Source organism: Streptomyces sp. NBC_00203 (assembly GCF_045206325.1).
Classification (GTDB): Bacteria; Actinomycetota; Actinomycetes; order Streptomycetales; family Streptomycetaceae; genus Streptomyces; species Streptomyces lutosisoli.
In genome coordinates, this window is the sequence record NZ_CP108126.1 from 6,358,518 (window position 1) to 6,376,464 (window position 17,947).

Annotated in this window: 20 protein-coding genes and 3 tRNA genes; 19 read left to right on the forward strand and 4 right to left on the reverse strand. The window is 68.7% G+C overall.

Annotated elements, in window-relative coordinates; genetic code table 11:
- The first annotated feature begins 322 nt into the window (after positions 1-322).
- From OG975_RS28505 to OG975_RS28525, 5 genes are all read left to right on the forward strand, one after another.
- Positions 323-395, forward strand: a tRNA-Thr gene (locus OG975_RS28505).
- A 46-nt stretch (positions 396-441) separates the two neighbouring features.
- Positions 442-514, forward strand: a tRNA-Met gene (locus tag OG975_RS28510).
- An 88-nt stretch (positions 515-602) separates the two neighbouring features.
- On the forward strand, positions 603-767 hold the full coding sequence (gene rpmG / locus OG975_RS28515) for a 50S ribosomal protein L33 (protein ID WP_004571794.1): 165 nt from the start codon (positions 603-605) through the stop codon (positions 765-767).
- A 79-nt stretch (positions 768-846) separates the two neighbouring features.
- Positions 847-1,299 (forward strand): MaoC family dehydratase N-terminal domain-containing protein, encoded by a 453-nt coding sequence (locus OG975_RS28520; RefSeq protein WP_327430949.1) that lies wholly within the window; start codon positions 847-849, stop codon positions 1,297-1,299.
- Position 1,300: 1 nt separating this feature from the next.
- Positions 1,301-1,729 carry a MaoC family dehydratase gene (locus OG975_RS28525; RefSeq protein ID WP_369261295.1) on the forward strand — a complete coding sequence of 143 codons (429 nt, stop codon included), beginning with the start codon at positions 1,301-1,303 and terminating at the stop codon, positions 1,727-1,729.
- Positions 1,730-1,890: 161 nt separating this feature from the next.
- Here OG975_RS28525 and OG975_RS28530 read toward each other — a convergent pair whose 3' ends face one another.
- Complete coding sequence (locus tag OG975_RS28530; protein WP_406332245.1) at positions 1,891-2,820, reverse strand: PhzF family phenazine biosynthesis protein; 930 nt, start codon at positions 2,818-2,820, stop codon at positions 1,891-1,893.
- Between the two features lie 296 nt (positions 2,821-3,116).
- Here OG975_RS28530 and OG975_RS28535 point away from each other — a divergent pair, with 296 nt between their 5' ends.
- From OG975_RS28535 to OG975_RS28550, 4 genes are all read left to right on the forward strand, one after another.
- Positions 3,117-3,686, forward strand: a complete 570-nt coding sequence (locus tag OG975_RS28535; protein ID WP_406332246.1) for a TetR/AcrR family transcriptional regulator — start codon at positions 3,117-3,119, stop codon at positions 3,684-3,686.
- A gap of 127 nt (positions 3,687-3,813) precedes the next feature.
- Complete coding sequence (locus OG975_RS28540; RefSeq protein ID WP_406332247.1) at positions 3,814-5,268, forward strand: DHA2 family efflux MFS transporter permease subunit; 1,455 nt, start codon at positions 3,814-3,816, stop codon at positions 5,266-5,268.
- Positions 5,269-5,289: 21 nt separating this feature from the next.
- A complete protein-coding gene (locus OG975_RS28545; protein WP_327430954.1) occupies positions 5,290-5,670 on the forward strand; it encodes a DUF3291 domain-containing protein in 381 nt (126 codons plus the stop codon).
- Between the two features lie 485 nt (positions 5,671-6,155).
- Positions 6,156-7,211 (forward strand): UDP-N-acetylmuramate dehydrogenase, encoded by a 1,056-nt coding sequence (locus OG975_RS28550; RefSeq protein WP_406332248.1) that lies wholly within the window; start codon positions 6,156-6,158, stop codon positions 7,209-7,211.
- 59 nt (positions 7,212-7,270) lie between these two features.
- Here OG975_RS28550 and OG975_RS28555 read toward each other — a convergent pair whose 3' ends face one another.
- Complete coding sequence (locus OG975_RS28555; RefSeq protein WP_406332249.1) at positions 7,271-7,903, reverse strand: NAD(P)-dependent oxidoreductase; 633 nt, start codon at positions 7,901-7,903, stop codon at positions 7,271-7,273.
- 136 nt (positions 7,904-8,039) lie between these two features.
- Between OG975_RS28555 and OG975_RS28560 the strand changes: the two genes are divergently transcribed.
- Positions 8,040-8,678, forward strand: a complete 639-nt coding sequence (locus tag OG975_RS28560) for a TetR/AcrR family transcriptional regulator (protein ID WP_406332250.1) — start codon at positions 8,040-8,042, stop codon at positions 8,676-8,678.
- 306 nt (positions 8,679-8,984) lie between these two features.
- Here OG975_RS28560 and OG975_RS28565 read toward each other — a convergent pair whose 3' ends face one another.
- Together OG975_RS28565 and OG975_RS28570 are read right to left on the reverse strand one after the other, a co-directional pair.
- Complete coding sequence (locus OG975_RS28565) at positions 8,985-10,013, reverse strand: adenosine deaminase (protein ID WP_406332251.1); 1,029 nt, start codon at positions 10,011-10,013, stop codon at positions 8,985-8,987.
- Between the two features lie 131 nt (positions 10,014-10,144).
- Positions 10,145-11,371 carry a pyridoxal phosphate-dependent aminotransferase gene (locus OG975_RS28570; protein WP_330306685.1) on the reverse strand — a complete coding sequence of 409 codons (1,227 nt, stop codon included), beginning with the start codon at positions 11,369-11,371 and terminating at the stop codon, positions 10,145-10,147.
- Between the two features lie 248 nt (positions 11,372-11,619).
- Here OG975_RS28570 and OG975_RS28575 point away from each other — a divergent pair.
- From OG975_RS28575 to rplL, 9 genes are all read left to right on the forward strand, one after another.
- Positions 11,620-11,692, forward strand: a tRNA-Trp gene (locus tag OG975_RS28575).
- Between the two features lie 107 nt (positions 11,693-11,799).
- Complete coding sequence (gene secE / locus OG975_RS28580; protein ID WP_067367170.1) at positions 11,800-12,081, forward strand: preprotein translocase subunit SecE; 282 nt, start codon at positions 11,800-11,802, stop codon at positions 12,079-12,081.
- A gap of 77 nt (positions 12,082-12,158) precedes the next feature.
- On the forward strand, positions 12,159-13,037 hold the full coding sequence (gene nusG, locus OG975_RS28585) for a transcription termination/antitermination protein NusG (RefSeq protein WP_406332254.1): 879 nt from the start codon (positions 12,159-12,161) through the stop codon (positions 13,035-13,037).
- Positions 13,038-13,230: 193 nt separating this feature from the next.
- The gene (gene rplK, locus OG975_RS28590; protein ID WP_019072313.1) at positions 13,231-13,665 is read left to right on the forward strand and encodes a 50S ribosomal protein L11; all 435 of its coding nucleotides are present in this window, start codon (positions 13,231-13,233) and stop codon (positions 13,663-13,665) included.
- Between the two features lie 94 nt (positions 13,666-13,759).
- Positions 13,760-14,485, forward strand: coding sequence for a 50S ribosomal protein L1 (gene rplA / locus OG975_RS28595; RefSeq protein ID WP_330306688.1), 726 nt, complete (start codon positions 13,760-13,762; stop codon positions 14,483-14,485).
- Between the two features lie 192 nt (positions 14,486-14,677).
- Complete coding sequence (locus tag OG975_RS28600; RefSeq protein WP_406332256.1) at positions 14,678-15,592, forward strand: hypothetical protein; 915 nt, start codon at positions 14,678-14,680, stop codon at positions 15,590-15,592.
- 132 nt (positions 15,593-15,724) lie between these two features.
- Entirely contained in the window at positions 15,725-16,594 is an 870-nt protein-coding gene (locus tag OG975_RS28605; RefSeq protein ID WP_406332258.1) for a DUF1396 domain-containing protein, read from the forward strand.
- A 289-nt stretch (positions 16,595-16,883) separates the two neighbouring features.
- Positions 16,884-17,414 (forward strand): 50S ribosomal protein L10, encoded by a 531-nt coding sequence (gene rplJ, locus OG975_RS28610; RefSeq protein WP_406332260.1) that lies wholly within the window; start codon positions 16,884-16,886, stop codon positions 17,412-17,414.
- A 109-nt stretch (positions 17,415-17,523) separates the two neighbouring features.
- A complete protein-coding gene (gene rplL, locus OG975_RS28615) occupies positions 17,524-17,907 on the forward strand; it encodes a 50S ribosomal protein L7/L12 (RefSeq protein WP_361676750.1) in 384 nt (127 codons plus the stop codon).
- Positions 17,908-17,947 lie beyond the last annotated feature (40 nt).

The following is a 17,947-nucleotide window of genomic DNA, read 5'->3' on the forward strand; positions in this document are numbered from 1 at the left end:
AATAGTCGTACCGGTGTGGTCCGTGGCCGTATCGGTGTGGTCCCGCGGCTCGCATCCGTGGTGTTCCACGGCTCGTACGCGTGGTGTTCCGTGGCTCCTACCCGTGTGGTCCCGCGGCTCGTAACCGCGTGGCCGCCCGGGTGAGGGCGGGCCTACCGGTATGGGCGGGAACGCACCTGTGGTCGGAGGTGATCCGTGGTGCGTGAGGGGCTCGTGAACGGCTGCGGGAACGCCTGGGGAAACGGCCGGGAACAGGCCGGGGCGGGTGCCGCGAAACGGATTTGGGCGATCGGCGGCCGACCGTGTAATGTCTTCATCGCTCGCCCCAATAGCTCAGTCGGTAGAGCGTCTCCATGGTAAGGAGAAGGTCTACGGTTCGATTCCGTATTGGGGCTCTGGTGGGTGAGGTTCCCGTCGCAAGGCGGGACCTGATCCCATCAAAGCGGTGTAGCTCAGTCGGTAGAGCAAGCGGCTCATAATCGCTGTGTCACCGGTTCAAGTCCGGTCACCGCTACTGACAGTAGCCGATTGTGGGGTCGGTCCTTCGATCGGCTACTCTTCTATGCGTTAATCGTCCCATCCGTTCGTCAAGGAGCACTCCTGTGGCTGCCACCGACGTCCGCCCGAAGATCACGCTGGCCTGCGTGGAGTGCAAGGAGCGGAACTACATCACCAAGAAGAACCGGCGTAACGACCCGGACCGACTGGAGATGAAGAAGCACTGCCCGCGTTGCAACGCGCACACCGCGCACCGCGAAACGCGATAAATCAGGCTCGTACACGAGGCCGTCCCCTTCACGGGGGGCGGCCTCGCGTCGTTATAGAGAACCAGGAGGTGCCGAGCCCATGGCGCTCGACCAGTCCTTCGTGGGGCGGTCCTACCCGCCCACCGACCCCTATGAGGTCGGCCGGGAGAAGATCCGCGAGTTCGCGGAGGCCGTTGGGGACAGTAACCCTGCGTACACGGACCCGGAGGCCGCCAAGGCGCTCGGCCACCCCGATGTGATCGCCCCGCCGACTTTTGTGTTCGCGATCACGTTCAAGGCCGCGGGCCAGGTCGTCCAGGACCCGCAACTGGGCCTCGACTACAACCGCGTGGTGCACGGCGACCAGAAGTTCGCCTACACCCGCCCGGTGCGCGCGGGCGACCGGCTCACGGTCACCTCGACCATCGAGTCGATCAAGTCCCTGGCGGGCAACGACATCCTGGACATCCGTGGCGAGGTCCACGACGAGGCGGGCGAGCATGTCGTGACGGCCGTCACCAAGCTCGTGGCGCGCGCGGCGGAGGTGGGCTGACATGACCGCGAAGATCTCTTACGCGGACGTCGAGGTCGGCACCGAGCTGCCGGCCCAGACGTTTTCCGTGACTCGTGCCACGCTCGTGCAGTACGCCGGTGCCTCCGGGGACTTCAACCCGATCCACTGGAACGAGAAGTTCGCGGTCGAGGTCGGTCTGCCCGACGTCATCGCGCACGGCATGTTCACCATGGCCGAGGCGATCCGCGTCGTCACCGACTGGGTCGGCGACCCGGGCGCGGTCGTCGAGTACGGCGTCCGCTTCACCAAGCCCGTCGTCGTCCCGAACGATGACAAGGGCGCGACCGTCGAGGTCAGCGCCAAGGTCGGTGCCAAGCTCGACGACAACACCGTTCGCGTCGACCTCACCGCGACCAGCGCGGGTCAGAAGGTCCTGGGCATGTCGCGCGCGGTCGTACGACTGGCGTGAACGCGTAGCGCGGGCAGTAGCTGTGCGTGAAGTAATGCGTAGCGCGGGCTGTTGCAATGTGTGAAGTGGCGCACAGCCCCGGCGGTAGTCATGCGAGGTAGCGCATGGCGTCGGCCGTGGTCGTGCGTGAAGTAAGGGGCGCTCGCCATTGCGGGCGCCCCTTACTGATCATTCAGCCGGACCACGCGGGTGAGTCTCGCGGCGCCGCCCAGGTGGATCACCGGCCCCGCTGGGCCGGGCTGTGCCGTGGCGGTGATCGTGGCCGGGCTGCCCAGGGAGTCGCCCATGTCCACGGCGATACGGGTGATGCCCTGACCGGCCAGGTGGGCGGCGAGGCAGGCGGTGCTGTTGGCGTTGGCGATGTCCTCGGGGACGCCGATCGACGGGGCGAACATACGGGCGGCCGCGCGGCCCGTGGGCTCCGGCACGGAGTAGACGTAGCAGCCGAGGAGGCCGAGCCGGTCACAGGCGGCCCGCAGTGCAGCGGAGTCCGGGGTGAGCGCGGCGAGGGCGGACCGGGTGGTCAGGGGGACCAGCAGACGCGGCCGTCCCACCGAGGCGACGGCGGCACCGGGCGCCAGCGTGTCCCGGGTGATGCCGAGAGCGGTGAGCACGGCCCCGCACTCGCTCTCTGTGGGCTCCCGCAGATCCACGGGGCCCGGTTCGAAGGCCGCGTTCACCGACGCCCCCTGAGGCGTCCCCTCGGACGTCCCGTCACATGTCCCGTCGCGCAGGCACCAGCCCTCGAAGACGCGTCCTGAGGCGTGCAGACGGGTCCGGTACCCCTCGCCTCCGGCTCGTGCGGCGAGGAAGGCCAGGGCGGCGACCGTTCCATGGCCGCAGGCCGGCAGCTCTCCCTCGGAGGTGAAGAAGCGCAGGGAAACCGCCGCACCGCTGTGCTGGGCGCCGGACGGGGAGACGAAGACCGCATGCGATGTCCCGGCCAGCACCGGCACACGACGACGCTGCTCATCGCTGAGCGGCGTCTCGTCCAGCACCGCCGTCGGGCTCCCGCCGCCGCCGTTCCGCAGACAGGCGTCCACGATCGCGACTGGTAGTCCATGGGCGAGGGGCAGTCCATGCGCACTCATCGGCAGCCGGCCGACACGGCAGTGAACATCACGCCAAGCAACGTACCAAGTAGGCGACTTGGGAATCCTGGACGCCGGTCTGCGGATCGCCGGATCGCCGGATCGCCGGATCGGCCAGTCCGGATCGGCCAGCCGGGCTTGCCCGGCCAGCCCGGCCAGCCCGGCAGAGAGTCCGTCGGCAGAGAGCCCGCCGTCGGGGATGTCGGCGACTCCGGCCGGGCGCCCCCTCGGTCCAGTCGGACGACGTCCCAGAACCCCCCTTGACGTAGTTAGTGATTGAGTACTAACTTAGTCGCATGGTCAGGATGAGCGCAGAAGAGAGGCGCGAGAGCGTCATCCGCGCGGCGATGAGCGAGTTCGCCCGAGGCGGCTACTACGGCACGTCCACCGAGGCGATCGCCAAGCGTGTGGGTGTCTCGCAGCCGTATCTCTTCCGGCTCTTCCCGGGTAAGAAGGCGATCTTCCTCGCGGCGGCGGAGCGCTGTATGGAGCTCACGCAGCGCACCTTCGAGGAGGCCTCCAAGGGGTTGGAGGGCGAGGAGGCCCTGCACGCCATGGCGAACGCGTACGTGAAGGTCATCGCGGAGCAGCCCGAACGACTGCTCATGCAGATGCAGATGTACGTGGCGGTGTCGGCGGCCGAGGAGGCCGGCGACCGCGAACTCGGCGAGGCGGTGCGGGCCGGCTGGATGCGGCTGTGGGACACCGTTCATGTGCCGCTCGGGGCCGATGTGGACGAAACCGCGACGTTCATGGCGTACGGAATGCTCATCAACTGCCTGGTGTCCATGGGGTTTCCGCCCGAGCACCGGGTCTGGGAAGGGCTCTACCCGTCGGCGCGCGTCACGGGCCGGCTGGAGAAGTAGGGCGGAAGTAGGGCGAAAAGCAGGGCAGGGAAGGCGGAGATCGGCGCCTTTTCGTGGGCACGTTCATGGGTGCAAAAGTTAGTCATCAATAACTAACCGTTGGCAGTAATCACGCTCTGGGGGAGCGATGTCACAGCAAACCGCACAGACCGCACGTCGCGGGGGAGCCGTCTGGGCCCTCGTCATCACCAGCGTCGCCGGATTCATGGCGGCTCTCGACAACCTCGTCGTCACCACCGCACTGCCCTCCATCCGCAAGGACCTCGGGGGAGCGCTGGGCGACCTGGAGTGGACCGTGAGCGCCTACACGCTCACCTTCGCCGTGCTGCTGATGTTCGGCGCGGCTCTGGGTGACCGGTTCGGCCGCCGTCGGCTCTTCATGACCGGACTCACCATCTTCACCGGCGCGTCCGCCGCCGCGGCGCTGGCGCCGGGCATCAACTCCCTGATCGCGGCCCGCGCGGTCCAGGGCGTCGGCGCGGCCATCATGATGCCGCTCACCCTGACCCTGCTGACAGCCGCGGTCCCGGTCGCCAAGCGCGGGATGGCGTACGGGATATGGGGCGCCGTGAACGGACTCGCGGTCGCCTCCGGACCCCTCATCGGCGGCAGTCTCACCGAGCATGTGTCCTGGCAGTGGATCTTCTGGCTGAACGTCCCGTTGGGCCTGGCCGTGCTGCCGCTCGCCCGGCTGCGGCTCGCCGAGTCGCACGGCACCGGCGCACCGCTGGACATCCCCGGCACCCTGCTCGCCAGCGGCGGTCTCTTCGGCATCGTCTACGCCCTGATCCGCGGCAACATTGACGGCTGGACCAGCGGCCCCGTGCTCACCGGCCTGATCGCGGGCGGTGCGCTCCTCGCCGGCTTCGTCTACCACGGGATCCACAGCAAGAACCCGATGCTGCCGATGCGCCTCTTCCGCAGCCGCGCCTTCTCCGCGATCAACGCCGCGAGCCTGCTGATGTTCGTCGGGATGTTCGGATCGATCTTCCTGCTCAGCCAGTTCCTCCAGGGCGTCGTCGGCTACTCGCCCACCGAGGCGGGTCTGCGGATGCTTCCCTGGACCGGGATGCCGATGATCGTCGCCCCCATCGCCGGATACCTCTCGGACCGGATCGGCGGCCGCCCGGTCGTGACCGTCGGTCTCGCGCTGCAGGCTGTCGGGCTCGGCTGGTTCGCCATGATCGTGTCGCCCGACGTGTCGTACGCCGCCCAGCTCCCCGCCCTGATCATCAGCGGGATCGGCATGGCGCTGTACTTCGCCCCGGCCGCGAACCTCGTGATGTCCAGCGTCCGCCCGTCCGAACAGGGCATCGCCTCCGGCGCCAACAACGCCCTCCGCGAGGTCGGCGGCGCCCTCGGCATCGCGATCCTGGCCTCGGTCTTCTCGGCCCAGGGCGGCTACGAGTCCGCACAGCGCTTCGTGGACGGGCTCTCGCCGGCGCTGTGGGTGGGTGCGGCGCTGGTCGGCGTGGGAGCGGTGGCGGCGGCGCTGCTGCCCCGGCGGCAGCCGGTGACCGAGACGCCCGCGGCTGCCTCGGCCTCGGCCTCGGCGCCCGCTCTCGAAACCGTCTCCCACTGAAATCCCGGAAGGAGCCTCGCGATGCCTACTCTGCCCTGGACCGTGCCGAACACGCCGCCGCTCCACGCCGAGGTGCACGTCATGGCCTCCCGGTTCGAGACCCGCACCTTCTGGGGAGCGCTCCGGTTCCTCGTACGGACGCCGGGCGTGTGGCGCCAGGTCGGCAAGGCGCCCGGCGCGTACGGCGCCTCCCTGAAGGCGGCGCCCCTGCGGCGGACCTTCTGGACCCTGTCTGCCTGGGAGTCGCCCGCGGCGCTCAAGCAGTTCGCACGCTCTGGCGCGCACGCCCCGTCCGCGGGCGGCCTCCGGACCCAGATGAAGGACGCGACCTTCCTCACGTGGACGGCGTCCGCCGACGAACTGCCCCTTGACTGGGCGCAGGTGCTGCGGCGCTTCGACTGAGCCGCGGATGAGCGCGAACGGCCCTGCCCTGACGGGCGGGGCCGTTCGCGTGCGGTGCGCGCCGGGGGCGTGAACTCGCGCACCGCGTGCCGGGGGCGTGGAGCCTGGGTTCGCGCGCGGGGGAGGAGGCGTGGGCTTGTGTCTTGCGTGCGGGGCTTGAGCGCATGCCTTGCACGCGGGGCGTGAGCATGAGGCCTTGCGCGAGGGGTGCGATCCCATGCCTCGCGCCAGGAGCGTGAGCCCCCGGGGTGCGCGCGACGGACGTGAGCCCCGGGTCGTGCGCGCCGGACGTGAGCCGCGTGTCTCGCGAGAGGGGCGTGAGGGCGGGCCTTGGATGAGGGGCGTGAGCGGGCCTTGGATGGGGGCGCGAGTGCACGCCTGGCGCGCGGGGCGTGCGTGCATGCCTTGCGCGCCGGTGGTGCGATCCCATGCCTCGCGCCCCCGGGTGGCCAAGCGATCCCCCGCCTTCTCGTACTCTTGGGCCCGTGCAGGAACTCCACGATGCCCCGCTCGCCCCGCTGACCACCTTCCGGCTGGGGGGTCCCGCGACCCGGCTGATCACCGCCACGACCGACGCCGAGGTGATCGCCGCCGTGCGCGAGGCCGACGACGCCGGTACGCCGCTGCTGGTCATCGGCGGTGGATCGAACCTGGTCATCGGTGACAAGGGCTTCGCCGGGACCGCCCTGCGCATCGCGACGAGCGGCTTCGCCCTCGACGGTACGAGGCTGGAGCTGGCGGCGGGCGAGGTGTGGACCGACGCGGTCGCCCGCACCGTCGAGGCCGGGCTCGCGGGCGTCGAGTGCCTCGCCGGCATCCCCGGCTCCGCGGGCGCGACGCCGATCCAGAACGTGGGCGCGTACGGTCAGGAAGTGTCGTCGACCATCACCGAGGTGATCGCGTACGACAGGAAGACGCGCGAGACGGTCACGCTGACGAACGCCGACTGCGCGTTCTCGTACCGCCACAGCCGCTTCAAGGCCGACCCCGAGCGCCATGTCGTGTTGCGCGTCCGCTTCGAGCTGGAGGACGCGGAGGGCCTGTCGGCGCCGATCAAGTACGCGGAGACGGCTCGCGCGCTGGGCGTGGAGGCCGGGGACCGGGTGCCGCTGGCCGCCGCCCGCGAGACGGTTCTCAAGCTGCGCTCGGGCAAGGGCATGGTGCTCGACCCCGAGGACCACGACACCTGGTCCGCCGGGTCGTTCTTCACCAACCCGATCCTCACGGACGAGGAGTTCGCCGCGTTCCACGCGCGCGTGGAGGATCGGCTCGGCGCGGACGCCGTGCCGCCCGCGTACCCGGCGGGCGACGGCCACACCAAGACCTCCGCGGCCTGGCTGATCGACAAGTCGGGCTTCACCAAGGGCTACGGCAGCGGGCCCGCCCGGATCTCCACCAAGCACACGCTCGCCCTCACCAACCGGGGCGAGGCCACCACCGAGGATCTTCTCGCGCTGGCCCGCGAGGTCGTCGCCGGCGTCCGCGACGCCTTCGGGATCACGCTGGTCAACGAGCCGGTGACCGTCGGAGCCGAGCTCTAGCCGGTCACGCGTCCTGGCACGCGGCGAGGCTCCAGTGGCCACGGCCATGGTCGCGAGCACTAGTAGGCCACGCCCACCCCCTGCTTCACCGTCCCGGCGTCGCCGATCATCGCCAGCATCGCGTGGGCCACGTCGGCGCGGCCGATGAACCGGCCCTTGAGCGGGAAGCTGCCGACAACCGTGCGGTACGTGCCGGTCACCGGCTTGTTCTGGAGGCGTGGCGGGCGGACGACCGTCCAGTCGGTCGCGCTGCGGGCCAGCTCGTCCTCCATCTCCTTCAGGTCGGCGTAGACGTCCTTCAGGATCCCGGAGATCACGCCCCGCATGGCACGGTCGACGAGTGCGGAGCCCTCCGGGTCGGGGCCGACCGGACTCGCGCTCACCACCAGCAGCCGCCGGGCGCCCTCCGCCTCCATGGCGCCCAGCACCGTTCGGGTCAGCCGGGCCGCGACCCCGGCGTCCTTGCGGCTGCGGGCGCCGAGTCCGGAGAGGACCGCGTCCCTTCCCGCGACCGCGGGGCACAGCGCCCCCGGGTCCGTGAGGTCGGCGCGGAACACCTCCAGGCCCGCGCCCGTGACCGTCAGCCGCGCGGGGTCCCGTACGACGGCCGTGACCTGGTGGCCCGATTCCAGGGCCTGCCGGACGATCTCCTGGCCGATGCCGCCTGTGGCACCGAAAACGGTGAGTTTCATGGCCTGCTCCCCTTCCGCTCCCCGTGGATGGATGAGTGGTGGGTGAGTATTCACTCACCCTCTCGCCTCCTAGAGTGAGTAAGTACTCACCCACCCGTCAAGCTTGATTGGTTGCGCCATGGAATCCTTGGGCCCCATGCAGCAGAAATCCGCCGCGGAGCCCGCGCCGCAGAAACCGGCCAGGATCCGCATTCTCGACGCGGCGCACCAGCTCATGCTCACCGTCGGACTCGCCCGCGCGACCACCAAGGAGATCGCCAAGGCGGCGGGCTGCTCCGAAGCGGCGCTCTACAAGTACTTCGCGAGCAAGGAAGAGCTGTTCATCCGCGTCCTGGAGGAGCGACTGCCCACACTGGGCCCCCTCCTGGGCAGGCTCACGGCGGAGCCGGGGGAGCACACCGTCGAGGAGAACCTCACGGAGGTCGCCCGCCAAGCGGCCCTCTTCTATGAGCAGAGCTTTCCGATCGCCGCCTCCTTGTACGCGGAAACGCAGCTCAAGCGCCGCCACGACGCGGCCATGCGGGCCATGGGCGCGGGCCCGCACATGCCCATCAGGGGCGTCGACGCGTATCTGCGCGCGGAACAGCGGGCCGGGCGCATCCACCCCTACGCCGACACCTTCGCGGCCGCGTCACTGCTCCTCGGCGCGTGCGCCCAGCGGGCCTTCGCGTACGACTCGACGGACGAGGGCGAGCCGCCACCCCTGGACACCTTCGCCCCGGCCCTGGCACGCACGCTGCTGCGGGGCATCTCCGTCGCCGAGGGCCCGTACTGAGCCGCGCCACACCTCGCTGTGTGACCCCCTGGGTGGTTCGTCGGAAGGTGGGGGCTGGTCGCGCAGTTCCCCGCGCCCCTAAAAACACGACCCCGCACCCGGCGACGCACAGGGCCCCACCCACCCCCAGCCAAGACGGCGGCGCAGTCGGCGACGCAGCGAAGGGGCCGTGCCGGTACGTCCAGCCCGTCGCATACGTGGTTATGGCCAAGTTCATGCTGTGGCAGCAGGCAGCAATGCCCACCGGCGACGGGGTGGACGTACCGGCACGGCCCCGACCCACCCACCGGACCGCCTACGCGCACTTCAAGCGACCGGACCGCTGAGCCAGTCGTCCACCCCGGCCAGCAGCTTCGCCCGTACGTCCGCCGGGGCGGCCGAGGCGCGGATGGACTGCCGGGCCAGCTCGGCCAGTTCCGCGTCCGTGAAGCCGTGGTGGTGGCGGGCGATCTCGTACTGGGCGGCCAGCCGGGAGCCGAAGAGCAGGGGGTCGTCGGCGCCGAGGGCCATCGGGACGCCTGCCTCGAAGAGCGTGCGCAGGGGGACGTCCTCCGGCTTCTCGTAGACCCCCAGAGCGACGTTCGAGGCCGGACAGACCTCGCAGGTCACCCCGCGGTCCGCGAGCCGCTTCAGCAGCCGCGGGTCCTCGGCGGCACGCACCCCGTGGCCGATCCGCGAGGCGCCCAGGTCGTCCAGGCAGTCGCGGACGGAGGCCGGCCCGGTCAGCTCGCCGCCGTGCGGAGCGGACAGCAGCCCGCCCTCCCGCGCGATCGCGAAGGCCCGGTCGAAGTCCCGCGCCATGCCCCGCCGTTCGTCGTTGGAGAGCCCGAAACCGACGATGCCCTGGTCCGCGTACCGCACGGCCAGGCGGGCCAGCGTACGGGCGTCCAGCGGGTGCTTCATCCGGTTCGCGGCCACCAGGACACGCATCCCGAGCCCGGTCTCGCGCACCGTCGTGTCCACCGCGTCCAGGATGATCTCCAGGGCCGGGATCAGACCGCCCAGGCGAGGTGCGTACGACGTCGGATCGACCTGGATCTCCAGCCACCCCGAGCCGTCCTTGAGGTCCTCCTCGGCGGCCTCGCGCACCAGGCGCCGAATGTCCTCGGGGTCCCTCAGGCACGACCGCGCGGCGTCGTACAACCGCTGGAACCGGAACCAGCCGCGCTCGTCCGTCGCCCGCAGCTTGGGCGGCTCCCCGCTGGTCAGCGCGTCGGGCAGATGGATCCCGTGCTTGTCGGCCAGTTCCAGCAGGGTGGTGTGCCGCATCGAACCGGTGAAGTGCAGGTGCAGATGGGCTTTTGGCAGTTCAGAGACATCACGTACACGCTCCATCCCAGGATCTTGCCGTACGTGGATGGCGTGCCGGTAGCGCTTTCCCTGATCGGGGGCTTGCCCGAACGAAGAAGCGGGCCGCCTCCCCGAAGGGAAACGGCCCGCACACGCACGCGTGGAGCGCGAAAACGTCAGTCCCGCGCCTCGGCCAGCAGCTTCTGGATCCGGGAGACGCCCTCGACGAGGTCCTCGTCACCCAGGGCGTACGACAGACGCAGGTAGCCCGGCGTGCCGAAGGCTTCGCCCGGGACGACCGCGACCTCGGACTCCTCCAGGATGAGCGCGGCCAGCTCGACCGTGTCCTGGGGGCGCTTGCCGCGGATCTCCTTGCCGAGGAGGGCCTTCACCGAGGGGTACGCGTAGAAGGCGCCCTCGGGCTCCGGGCAGAGCACGCCGTCGATCTCGTTCAGCATGCGCACGATGGTCTTGCGGCGGCGGTCGAAGGCCTCGCGCATCTTCGCGACGGCCGTCAGGTCCCCGGAGACGGCGGCGAGCGCGGCGACCTGGGCCACGTTCGACACGTTCGACGTGGCGTGCGACTGGAGGTTGGTCGCGGCCTTGATGACGTCCTTCGGGCCGATGACCCAGCCCACGCGCCAGCCGGTCATCGCGTACGTCTTGGCGACGCCGTTCACGACGATGCACTTGTCGCGCAGCTCGGGCACGACCACGGGCAGCGAGTGGAACTCGGCGTCCCCGTAGACCAGGTGCTCGTAGATCTCGTCGGTCAGGACCCACAGGCCCTTCTCGGCGGCCCAGCGGCCGATCTCCTCGATCTGCTCGCGGGTGTAGACCGCGCCCGTCGGGTTGGACGGGGAGACGAAGAGCAGCACCTTGGTGTTCTCGGTGCGGGCGGCCTCCAACTGCTCGACCGAGACGCGGTAGCCGGTGGTCTCGTCGGCGACCACGTCCACGGGGACACCGCCGGCGAGACGGATCGACTCCGGGTACGTCGTCCAGTACGGCGCCGGGACGATGACCTCGTCGCCCGGGTCGAGGATCGCGGCGAAGGCTTCGTAGATGGCCTGCTTGCCGCCGTTGGTGACGAGGACCTCGGCGGCCTCCACCTCGTAGCCGGAGTCGCGCAGGGTCTTCGCGGCGATCGCGGCCTTCAGCTCGGGCAGGCCGCCGGCGGGCGTGTAGCGGTGGTACTTGGGGTTCGAGCAGGCCTCGATGGCGGCCTGGACGATGTAGTCCGGGGTCGGGAAGTCCGGTTCACCCGCGCCGAAGCCGATCACCGGACGCCCGGCGGCCTTCAGGGCCTTGGCCTTGGCGTCCACGGCGAGAGTGGCGGACTCGGAGATCGCGCCGACTCGGGCGGAGACCCGGCGCTCGGTGGGAGGGGTTGCAGCGCTCATGGGCCCCATCGTTTCAGACCGGAAACGCCCCCGGCACGCGGGTTTCACAGACTGAACATCGGCAGAACATTCATCCGGATCCGGACGGCTCACCAGTCGATCTTCGGCGGACAAAGCCCGTACGGACACTTTCTGTTCGACGACCGGCCCCGGACCACGTACACTCTCACCTCGTTGGCCTTCACGGGCCGCACTCACCCGGTGCACACCGAGCACTCGGGCGGATGCGGTACGTTGGGGGAAATCAAAGGGTCGTAGCTCAATTGGTAGAGCACTGGTCTCCAAAACCAGCGGTTGGGGGTTCAAGTCCCTCCGGCCCTGCTACACACTCCTTCGCCAGGATGTGTGCGCATGTACGTACTGCAATGCACCGCCGTGCGGCTCAACCGGGCGCGGCACGGCCACGACCCGGAATCAGGTGAGGACGAGTGACGGACGCCGTGGGCTCCATCGACATGCCTGATGCCGAGGCGCCCGAGTCCCAGAAGAAGGCCCGCAAGGGCGGCAAGCGTGCCAAGAAGGGCCCGCTGAAGCGCCTCGCCACCTTCTATCGCCAGATCGTCGCGGAACTCCGCAAGGTCGTCTGGCCGACTCGCAATCAGCTGACGACGTACACCACAGTGGTGATTGTGTTCGTCGTCATCATGATCGGCCTGGTGACCGTGATTGACTATGGGCTCAACCACGCCGCCAAGTACGTCTTCGGCTGAGCCGAGAGCGAAGGGCGCCGTCACCGGCGCCCCTTTCGCGTGTTCCACCCCCATGTATCCAGGAAGAAGCAGCCACCGTGTCTGACCCGAACCTGAACGACGCCATCGAGTCGGTCGAGTCCGTAGACGACGAACTCGACATCGTCGAGGGCGCGGACGTCGAGGACGACGAGGTCGAGGCTGCCGACGCCGCCGCCGGCGAGCCCGCCGAGGAAGCGGCCCTGCACGTCGAGGACGAGTCCGGTGAGGACGTCGAGGACGAGGACGTCTCCGAGGAGGACCTCGCCGTCGAGGCCGAGGACGCCGACGAGGAAGAGGCCGAAGAAGAGGCCGAGCCCGTCGACCCCGTCACCGCCCTGCGCGAGGAACTGCGCACGCTCCCCGGCGAGTGGTACGTCATCCACACGTACGCCGGTTACGAGAACCGCGTGAAGACCAACCTCGAGCAGCGCGCCGTCTCGCTGAACGTCGAGGACTTCATCTTCCAGGCCGAGGTGCCGCAGGAAGAGGTCGCGCAGATCAAGAACGGCGAGCGCAAGACGATCAAGCAGAACAAGCTCCCGGGCTACGTCCTGGTCCGCATGGACCTGACGAACGAGTCCTGGGGCGTCGTCCGCAACACCCCCGGCGTCACCGGCTTCGTGGGTAACGCCTACGACCCGTACCCGCTGACCCTGGACGAGATCGTCAAGATGCTCGCCCCGGAGGCCGAGGAGAAGGCCGCCCGCGAGGCCGCCGAGGCCGAGGGCAAGCCCGTCCCGCAGCGCAAGCTCGAGGTCCAGGTGCTGGACTTCGAGGTCGGCGACTCGGTCACCGTCACGGACGGCCCGTTCGCCACGCTGCAGGCCACCATCAACGAGATCAACGCCGACTCGAAGAAGGTCAAGGGCCTCGTCGAGATCTTCGGCCGCGAGACCCCGGTCGAGCTCTCCTTCGACCAGATCCAGAAGAACTAGCTCCTTCTGGACGTACGTCTTCCGAACAGGTCAGACGGGCTGTCACAGCCGGTCTGACCTGCTCGGTTTTTAGCTGCACATGGATACCCGTTATCGTTGTGCGGTATGCCTCCATCCGGATCATCACCTCGGTTGAAGGCAGCCGTCCGGGGCGACTCGGACGTAGGAAGGCGAAAACGAAAGAGGACCCGGAATGCCTCCCAAGAAGAAGAAGGTCACGGGGCTTATCAAGCTCCAGATCAACGCCGGTGCGGCGAACCCGGCCCCGCCGGTCGGCCCCGCGCTCGGTCAGCACGGCGTCAACATCATGGAGTTCTGCAAGGCCTACAACGCCGCGACCGAGTCGCAGCGTGGCTGGGTCATCCCGGTGGAGATCACGGTCTACGAGGACCGTTCCTTCACCTTCGTGACCAAGACTCCGCCGGCCGCGAAGATGATCCTCAAGGCCGCGGGTGTCGAGAAGGGCTCCGGCGAGCCGCACAAGACCAAGGTCGCCAAGATCACCCAGGCGCAGGTCCGCGAGATCGCCACGACCAAGCTGCCCGACCTCAACGCCAACGACCTGGACGCCGCGTCGAAGATCATCGCCGGCACCGCCCGTTCCATGGGCATCACGGTCGAGGGCTGACACCCACCTTCGTAGGAACCATGCGGCTTCGGCCGCACGTGGCAGGGCCTGCTCGGTCCGCACCACGACTCCTCAGAACACATCAGGAGCAGCAGTGAGCAAGCGCAGCAAGTCTCTCCGCGCTGCGGACGCCAAGATCGACCGGGAGAAGCTTTACGCCCCGCTCGAGGCCGTCCGTCTCGCCAAGGAGACCTCCACCTCGAAGTTCGACGGCACCGTCGAGGTCGCCTTCCGCCTGGGTGTCGACCCGCGCAAGGCCGACCAGATGGTCCGTGGCACCGTGAACCTCCCGCACGGCACCGGTAAGACCGCCCGGGTCCTGGTCTTCGCGACCGGTGACCGTGCCGAGGCCGCACTCGCCGCGGGTGCCGACATCGTCGGCTCCGACGAGCTCATCGACGAGGTCGCGAAGGGCCGTCTGGACTTCGACGCCGTCGTCGCCACCCCGGACCTCATGGGCAAGGTCGGCCGCCTGGGCCGCGTGCTCGGTCCCCGTGGCCTGATGCCGAACCCGAAGACCGGCACCGTGACCCCGGACACCGCCAAGGCTGTGACCGAGATCAAGGGCGGCAAGATCGAGTTCCGCGTCGACAAGCACTCGAACCTGCACTTCATCATCGGCAAGACCTCGTTCGACGAGACCAAGCTGGTGGAGAACTACGGCGCCGCGCTGGACGAGATCCTTCGTCTGAAGCCGTCGGCCGCCAAGGGTCGCTACATCAAGAAGGCCACGATCAGCACCACGATCGGCCCCGGCATTCAGCTCGACTCGAACCGCACCCGCAACCTCCTCGTCGAGGAGGACCCGGCCGCCGTCTGAGCCTCCCGCTCACCCTGGTGACCGCGTCGCGTACGCGTTCTTGACACGGGCCCTGCAACCTTTCGAGGTGCGGGGCCCGTCTCCTTTTCCGGAGACGTTCCCGGGGCGAACCCGCGGACGATATTCCGGATACGAGTGTCAGTGGGCTGCGCTAGCGTGCAGAGCACAGGATTCGCATAGGGGTGGGGACCAATGAAGAGCACGACCGTGCGCCGCGTGACCCTTTCGATCGCGCTGACGACCGCTCTGGCGGGGGTGGCCGCCTGTGGTTCCTCCGGCGGCTCGGGGAGCTCCGGCAAGGACGACAAGGCGGTGCACAAGGGCACGACGCACGTCAGCCCGATAGCCGCCCTGCGCTCCGTTGATAAATCCACCGACAATGCGGATTCCGTCAAATTCGACTCCACGACGACCCTGGGCACGATGACGTCCGTCAAGATAGACGGCGCCCTTCAATGGGCCGATGGTCACAACACCGGCAACGCCACGATCACGTACACGGGCGGCACGTCCGCCGAGATGATGCGTCAGCTGGGCAGTACTTCAATTCAGGCTCGCTATCTGCCAGACGCCTACTACGCGAAGATGGGCGACAAGTTCGCAGAGCAGGCGGGCGGCAAGCACTGGATCAAGTACGCGTACGACGACCTGGCAAAGCTCGGCGGGGGCTCAGGCGCGTTTCTGAAGGACCAGATGCAGAACACCACGCCGAACCAGTCGGTGAAGCTCCTGCTGGCCTCCGGCGACGTCAAGAAGGTCGGCGAGGACAGGGTGCGCGGTGAGCAGACCACGCACTACTCGGGCACGGTGAACGTGGCGGACCTGGCGACCAAGACCTCCAACCTCAGCGCGAGCCAGCTGGCCGACCTGAAGAAGCAGCTCACGGCGGCCGGCGTCACCACGGAGAAGGTCGACATCTGGGTCAACGGCGACAACCTGCTGGTCAAGAAGGTCGAGAAGGGCGAGCTGTCCAGCGGCACGATGTCCTCGACGGCGTACTACAGCGACTACGGCGTGAAGGTCTCCGCCACGGAGCCCCCGGCGAGCGACACCGCCGACTTCAAGGACCTGCTGAAGGCGCAGAGCACGGGCGGCACCACCTCCTGATCGCGATCTCCTGATCGCACCTCCGGATCGAACCTCCTGAACCCCACAGAACTCAGAAGACCGCCTGAACCCCCTGGGCTACGCTCACGGCCGACTGTCTGTGAATCGACCATTTGTTTCCTGGGGGGAATTATGGGGTTTTCTGTGGATGCGGCCGTGCGGCGCAGGGCGGCGGGCGTGACGCTCGCCGTCCTGGTCCTCGGCGGGGGCGGCGTCGCCTGTACGAAGAGCGACGCGGGGGAGTCGCCCAAGATGTCGCCCGCGGCGGCCGTCGCCAAGGCGGCGAAGAACGCGGACGACATCACCTCCCTCCGCTACCGCATGTCGGGCCGGGTCCCGCAGGAGGGCAGGGTCGGGGGCGAGGGGGCGCTGAGCCTGAAACCGTCGGCCATGAGCCTGAGGACGGCCGCGCTGGACGGGCCCGACAAGGGGAAGAGCGTCGAGATGCGGCTGGTCGACGGGGTGCTGTACATGGGCGGGGGCGCCGAACCCGTCGGGGGGTCGGGCGGCAAGCACTGGATGAAGTTCGACCTGTCCGGGCACAGCCGCACGTCCGGCGGGATGACGTTCGACACCACCAAGTGGCGGGACGAGACCGGCAAGAACCCGGCCCAGGAGGCCGGCTTCCTGGCCGGCTCCAAGGACGTGAAGAAGGTCGGCACCGAGAAGGTCGGCGGCGTCCGGACCACCCACTACAAGGGAACGGTGACCCTCGACGCCATCCGCGCGGACCTGAAGACCAAGGACAAGGCGGTGCGGGAGCGGCGCGAGAAGAACCTCAAGCAGTACGAGGAGATGGGCGCCGACAAGCTCACGATGGACCTGTGGATCGGTCCGGACGACCACACCAAGCAGTTCCGGGTGCGCGCCGCCGCCGACAAGGGCCCGTTCGACGTCACCATGACCTTCCTCGACTACAACAAGCCGGTGACCATCAAGGCCCCGGCCGCCAAGGACACGGTCGACCTCGCCCAGGCGATGAAGGGCGCCCAGAAGGGCTGAGCCAGGGCCGTGCTGGGCGGATTTGCTTGACAGTGACCCCTTCACGTACTCTTCCCCAGAAGCCAAAGACCGCTGGTCGTTGCCTTGCGCTCGTAAGAGGGCGGGGTGGCCGAAGGATCCGCTGAAACTGCGGACGACCCGCGTAGGTGACCGTGGAAGTGCTCCCGGGGTTCGCATGCCCAGCTTGCGGACGTACCGGTCGAGCTACGCCCCGTGCGCCTGCGCCGGGGCGTTTCGTTTTGACAGCCCCTTCTGAGCGGTCCTCATCACCCGGAAGGAGGCCACGCTTATGGCAAGGCCCGACAAGGCTGCCGCGGTAGCCGAGCTCGCGGACCAGTTCCGTAGCTCGAACGCCGCTGTGCTGACCGAGTACCGGGGTCTCACCGTGGCGCAGCTCAAGACGCTGCGTCGTTCGCTCGGTGAAGACGCCCAGTACGCCGTGGTGAAGAACACGCTGACCAAGATCGCGGCCAACGAGGCCGGGATCTCCACGCTCGACGACCTGTTCAACGGTCCGACGGCGGTCGCCTTCATCACCGGTGACCCGGTGACGTCGGCGAAGGGTCTTCGTGACTTCGCCAAGGACAACCCGAACCTCGTCATCAAGGGCGGTGTCCTTGACGGCAAGGCGCTGTCCGCCGACGAGATCAAGAAGCTTGCGGACCTCGAGTCCCGCGAGGTTCTGCTCAGCAAGCTGGCCGGTGCGTTCAAGGGCAAGCAGTCCCAGACTGCCTCGCTCTTCCAGGCGCTCCCCTCGAAGTTCGTCCGCACCGCGGAGGCGCTTCGTGCCAAGCAGGCCGAGCAGGGCGGTGCCGAGTAATTCGGCTCGCGCATTGACCGCCGCCTGAGGCGACGGTCGTAGCGGGCCGAACGTACGCCCGCCTCACCAGTACATCCGGCACCTGCCGAATTAGTGGAAGGACGCCATCATGGCGAAGCTGTCCCAGGAAGAGCTGCTCGAGCAGTTCGAGAACCTCACCCTCATCGAGCTCGCCGAGTTCGTGAAGGCCTTCGAGGAGAAGTTCGACGTCACCGCCGCCGCCGCGGTCGCCGTTGCGGGTCCCGCCGTTGCCGGCGCCCCGGCCGAGGCCGCTGAGGAGCAGGACGAGTTCGACGTCATCCTCACGGGTGCCGGCGAGAAGAAGATCCAGGTCATCAAGGTCGTGCGTGAGCTGACCTCGCTGGGTCTGAAGGAGGCCAAGGACCTCGTCGACGGCGCTCCGAAGCCGGTCCTCGAGAAGGTCGCCAAGGAGGCCGCCGAGAAGGCTGCCGAGTCCCTCAAGGGCGCCGGCGCCTCCGTCGAGGTCAAGTGACCCGACGAGTCGTCACGACTCCTCTCGCGGGCTGACACAG

Coding starts and splice junctions, on each gene's coding strand:
- OG975_RS28520 (WP_327430949.1), top strand. CDS start 847: ATGGCGCTCGACCAGTCCTTCGTGGGGCGGTCCTACCCGCCCACCGAC.
- OG975_RS28525 (WP_369261295.1), top strand. CDS start 1,301: ATGACCGCGAAGATCTCTTACGCGGACGTCGAGGTCGGCACCGAGCTG.
- OG975_RS28530 (WP_406332245.1), bottom strand. CDS start 2,820: ATGAGTGCGCATGGACTGCCCCTCGCCCATGGACTACCAGTCGCGATC.
- OG975_RS28535 (WP_406332246.1), top strand. CDS start 3,117: ATGGTCAGGATGAGCGCAGAAGAGAGGCGCGAGAGCGTCATCCGCGCG.
- OG975_RS28540 (WP_406332247.1), top strand. CDS start 3,814: ATGTCACAGCAAACCGCACAGACCGCACGTCGCGGGGGAGCCGTCTGG.
- OG975_RS28545 (WP_327430954.1), top strand. CDS start 5,290: ATGCCTACTCTGCCCTGGACCGTGCCGAACACGCCGCCGCTCCACGCC.
- OG975_RS28555 (WP_406332249.1), bottom strand. CDS start 7,903: ATGAAACTCACCGTTTTCGGTGCCACAGGCGGCATCGGCCAGGAGATC.
- OG975_RS28560 (WP_406332250.1), top strand. CDS start 8,040: ATGCAGCAGAAATCCGCCGCGGAGCCCGCGCCGCAGAAACCGGCCAGG.
- OG975_RS28565 (WP_406332251.1), bottom strand. CDS start 10,013: ATGGAGCGTGTACGTGATGTCTCTGAACTGCCAAAAGCCCATCTGCAC.
- OG975_RS28570 (WP_330306685.1), bottom strand. CDS start 11,371: ATGAGCGCTGCAACCCCTCCCACCGAGCGCCGGGTCTCCGCCCGAGTC.
- rplK (WP_019072313.1), top strand. CDS start 13,231: ATGCCTCCCAAGAAGAAGAAGGTCACGGGGCTTATCAAGCTCCAGATC.
- OG975_RS28600 (WP_406332256.1), top strand. CDS start 14,678: ATGAAGAGCACGACCGTGCGCCGCGTGACCCTTTCGATCGCGCTGACG.
- OG975_RS28605 (WP_406332258.1), top strand. CDS start 15,725: ATGGGGTTTTCTGTGGATGCGGCCGTGCGGCGCAGGGCGGCGGGCGTG.
- rplJ (WP_406332260.1), top strand. CDS start 16,884: ATGGCAAGGCCCGACAAGGCTGCCGCGGTAGCCGAGCTCGCGGACCAG.
- rplL (WP_361676750.1), top strand. CDS start 17,524: ATGGCGAAGCTGTCCCAGGAAGAGCTGCTCGAGCAGTTCGAGAACCTC.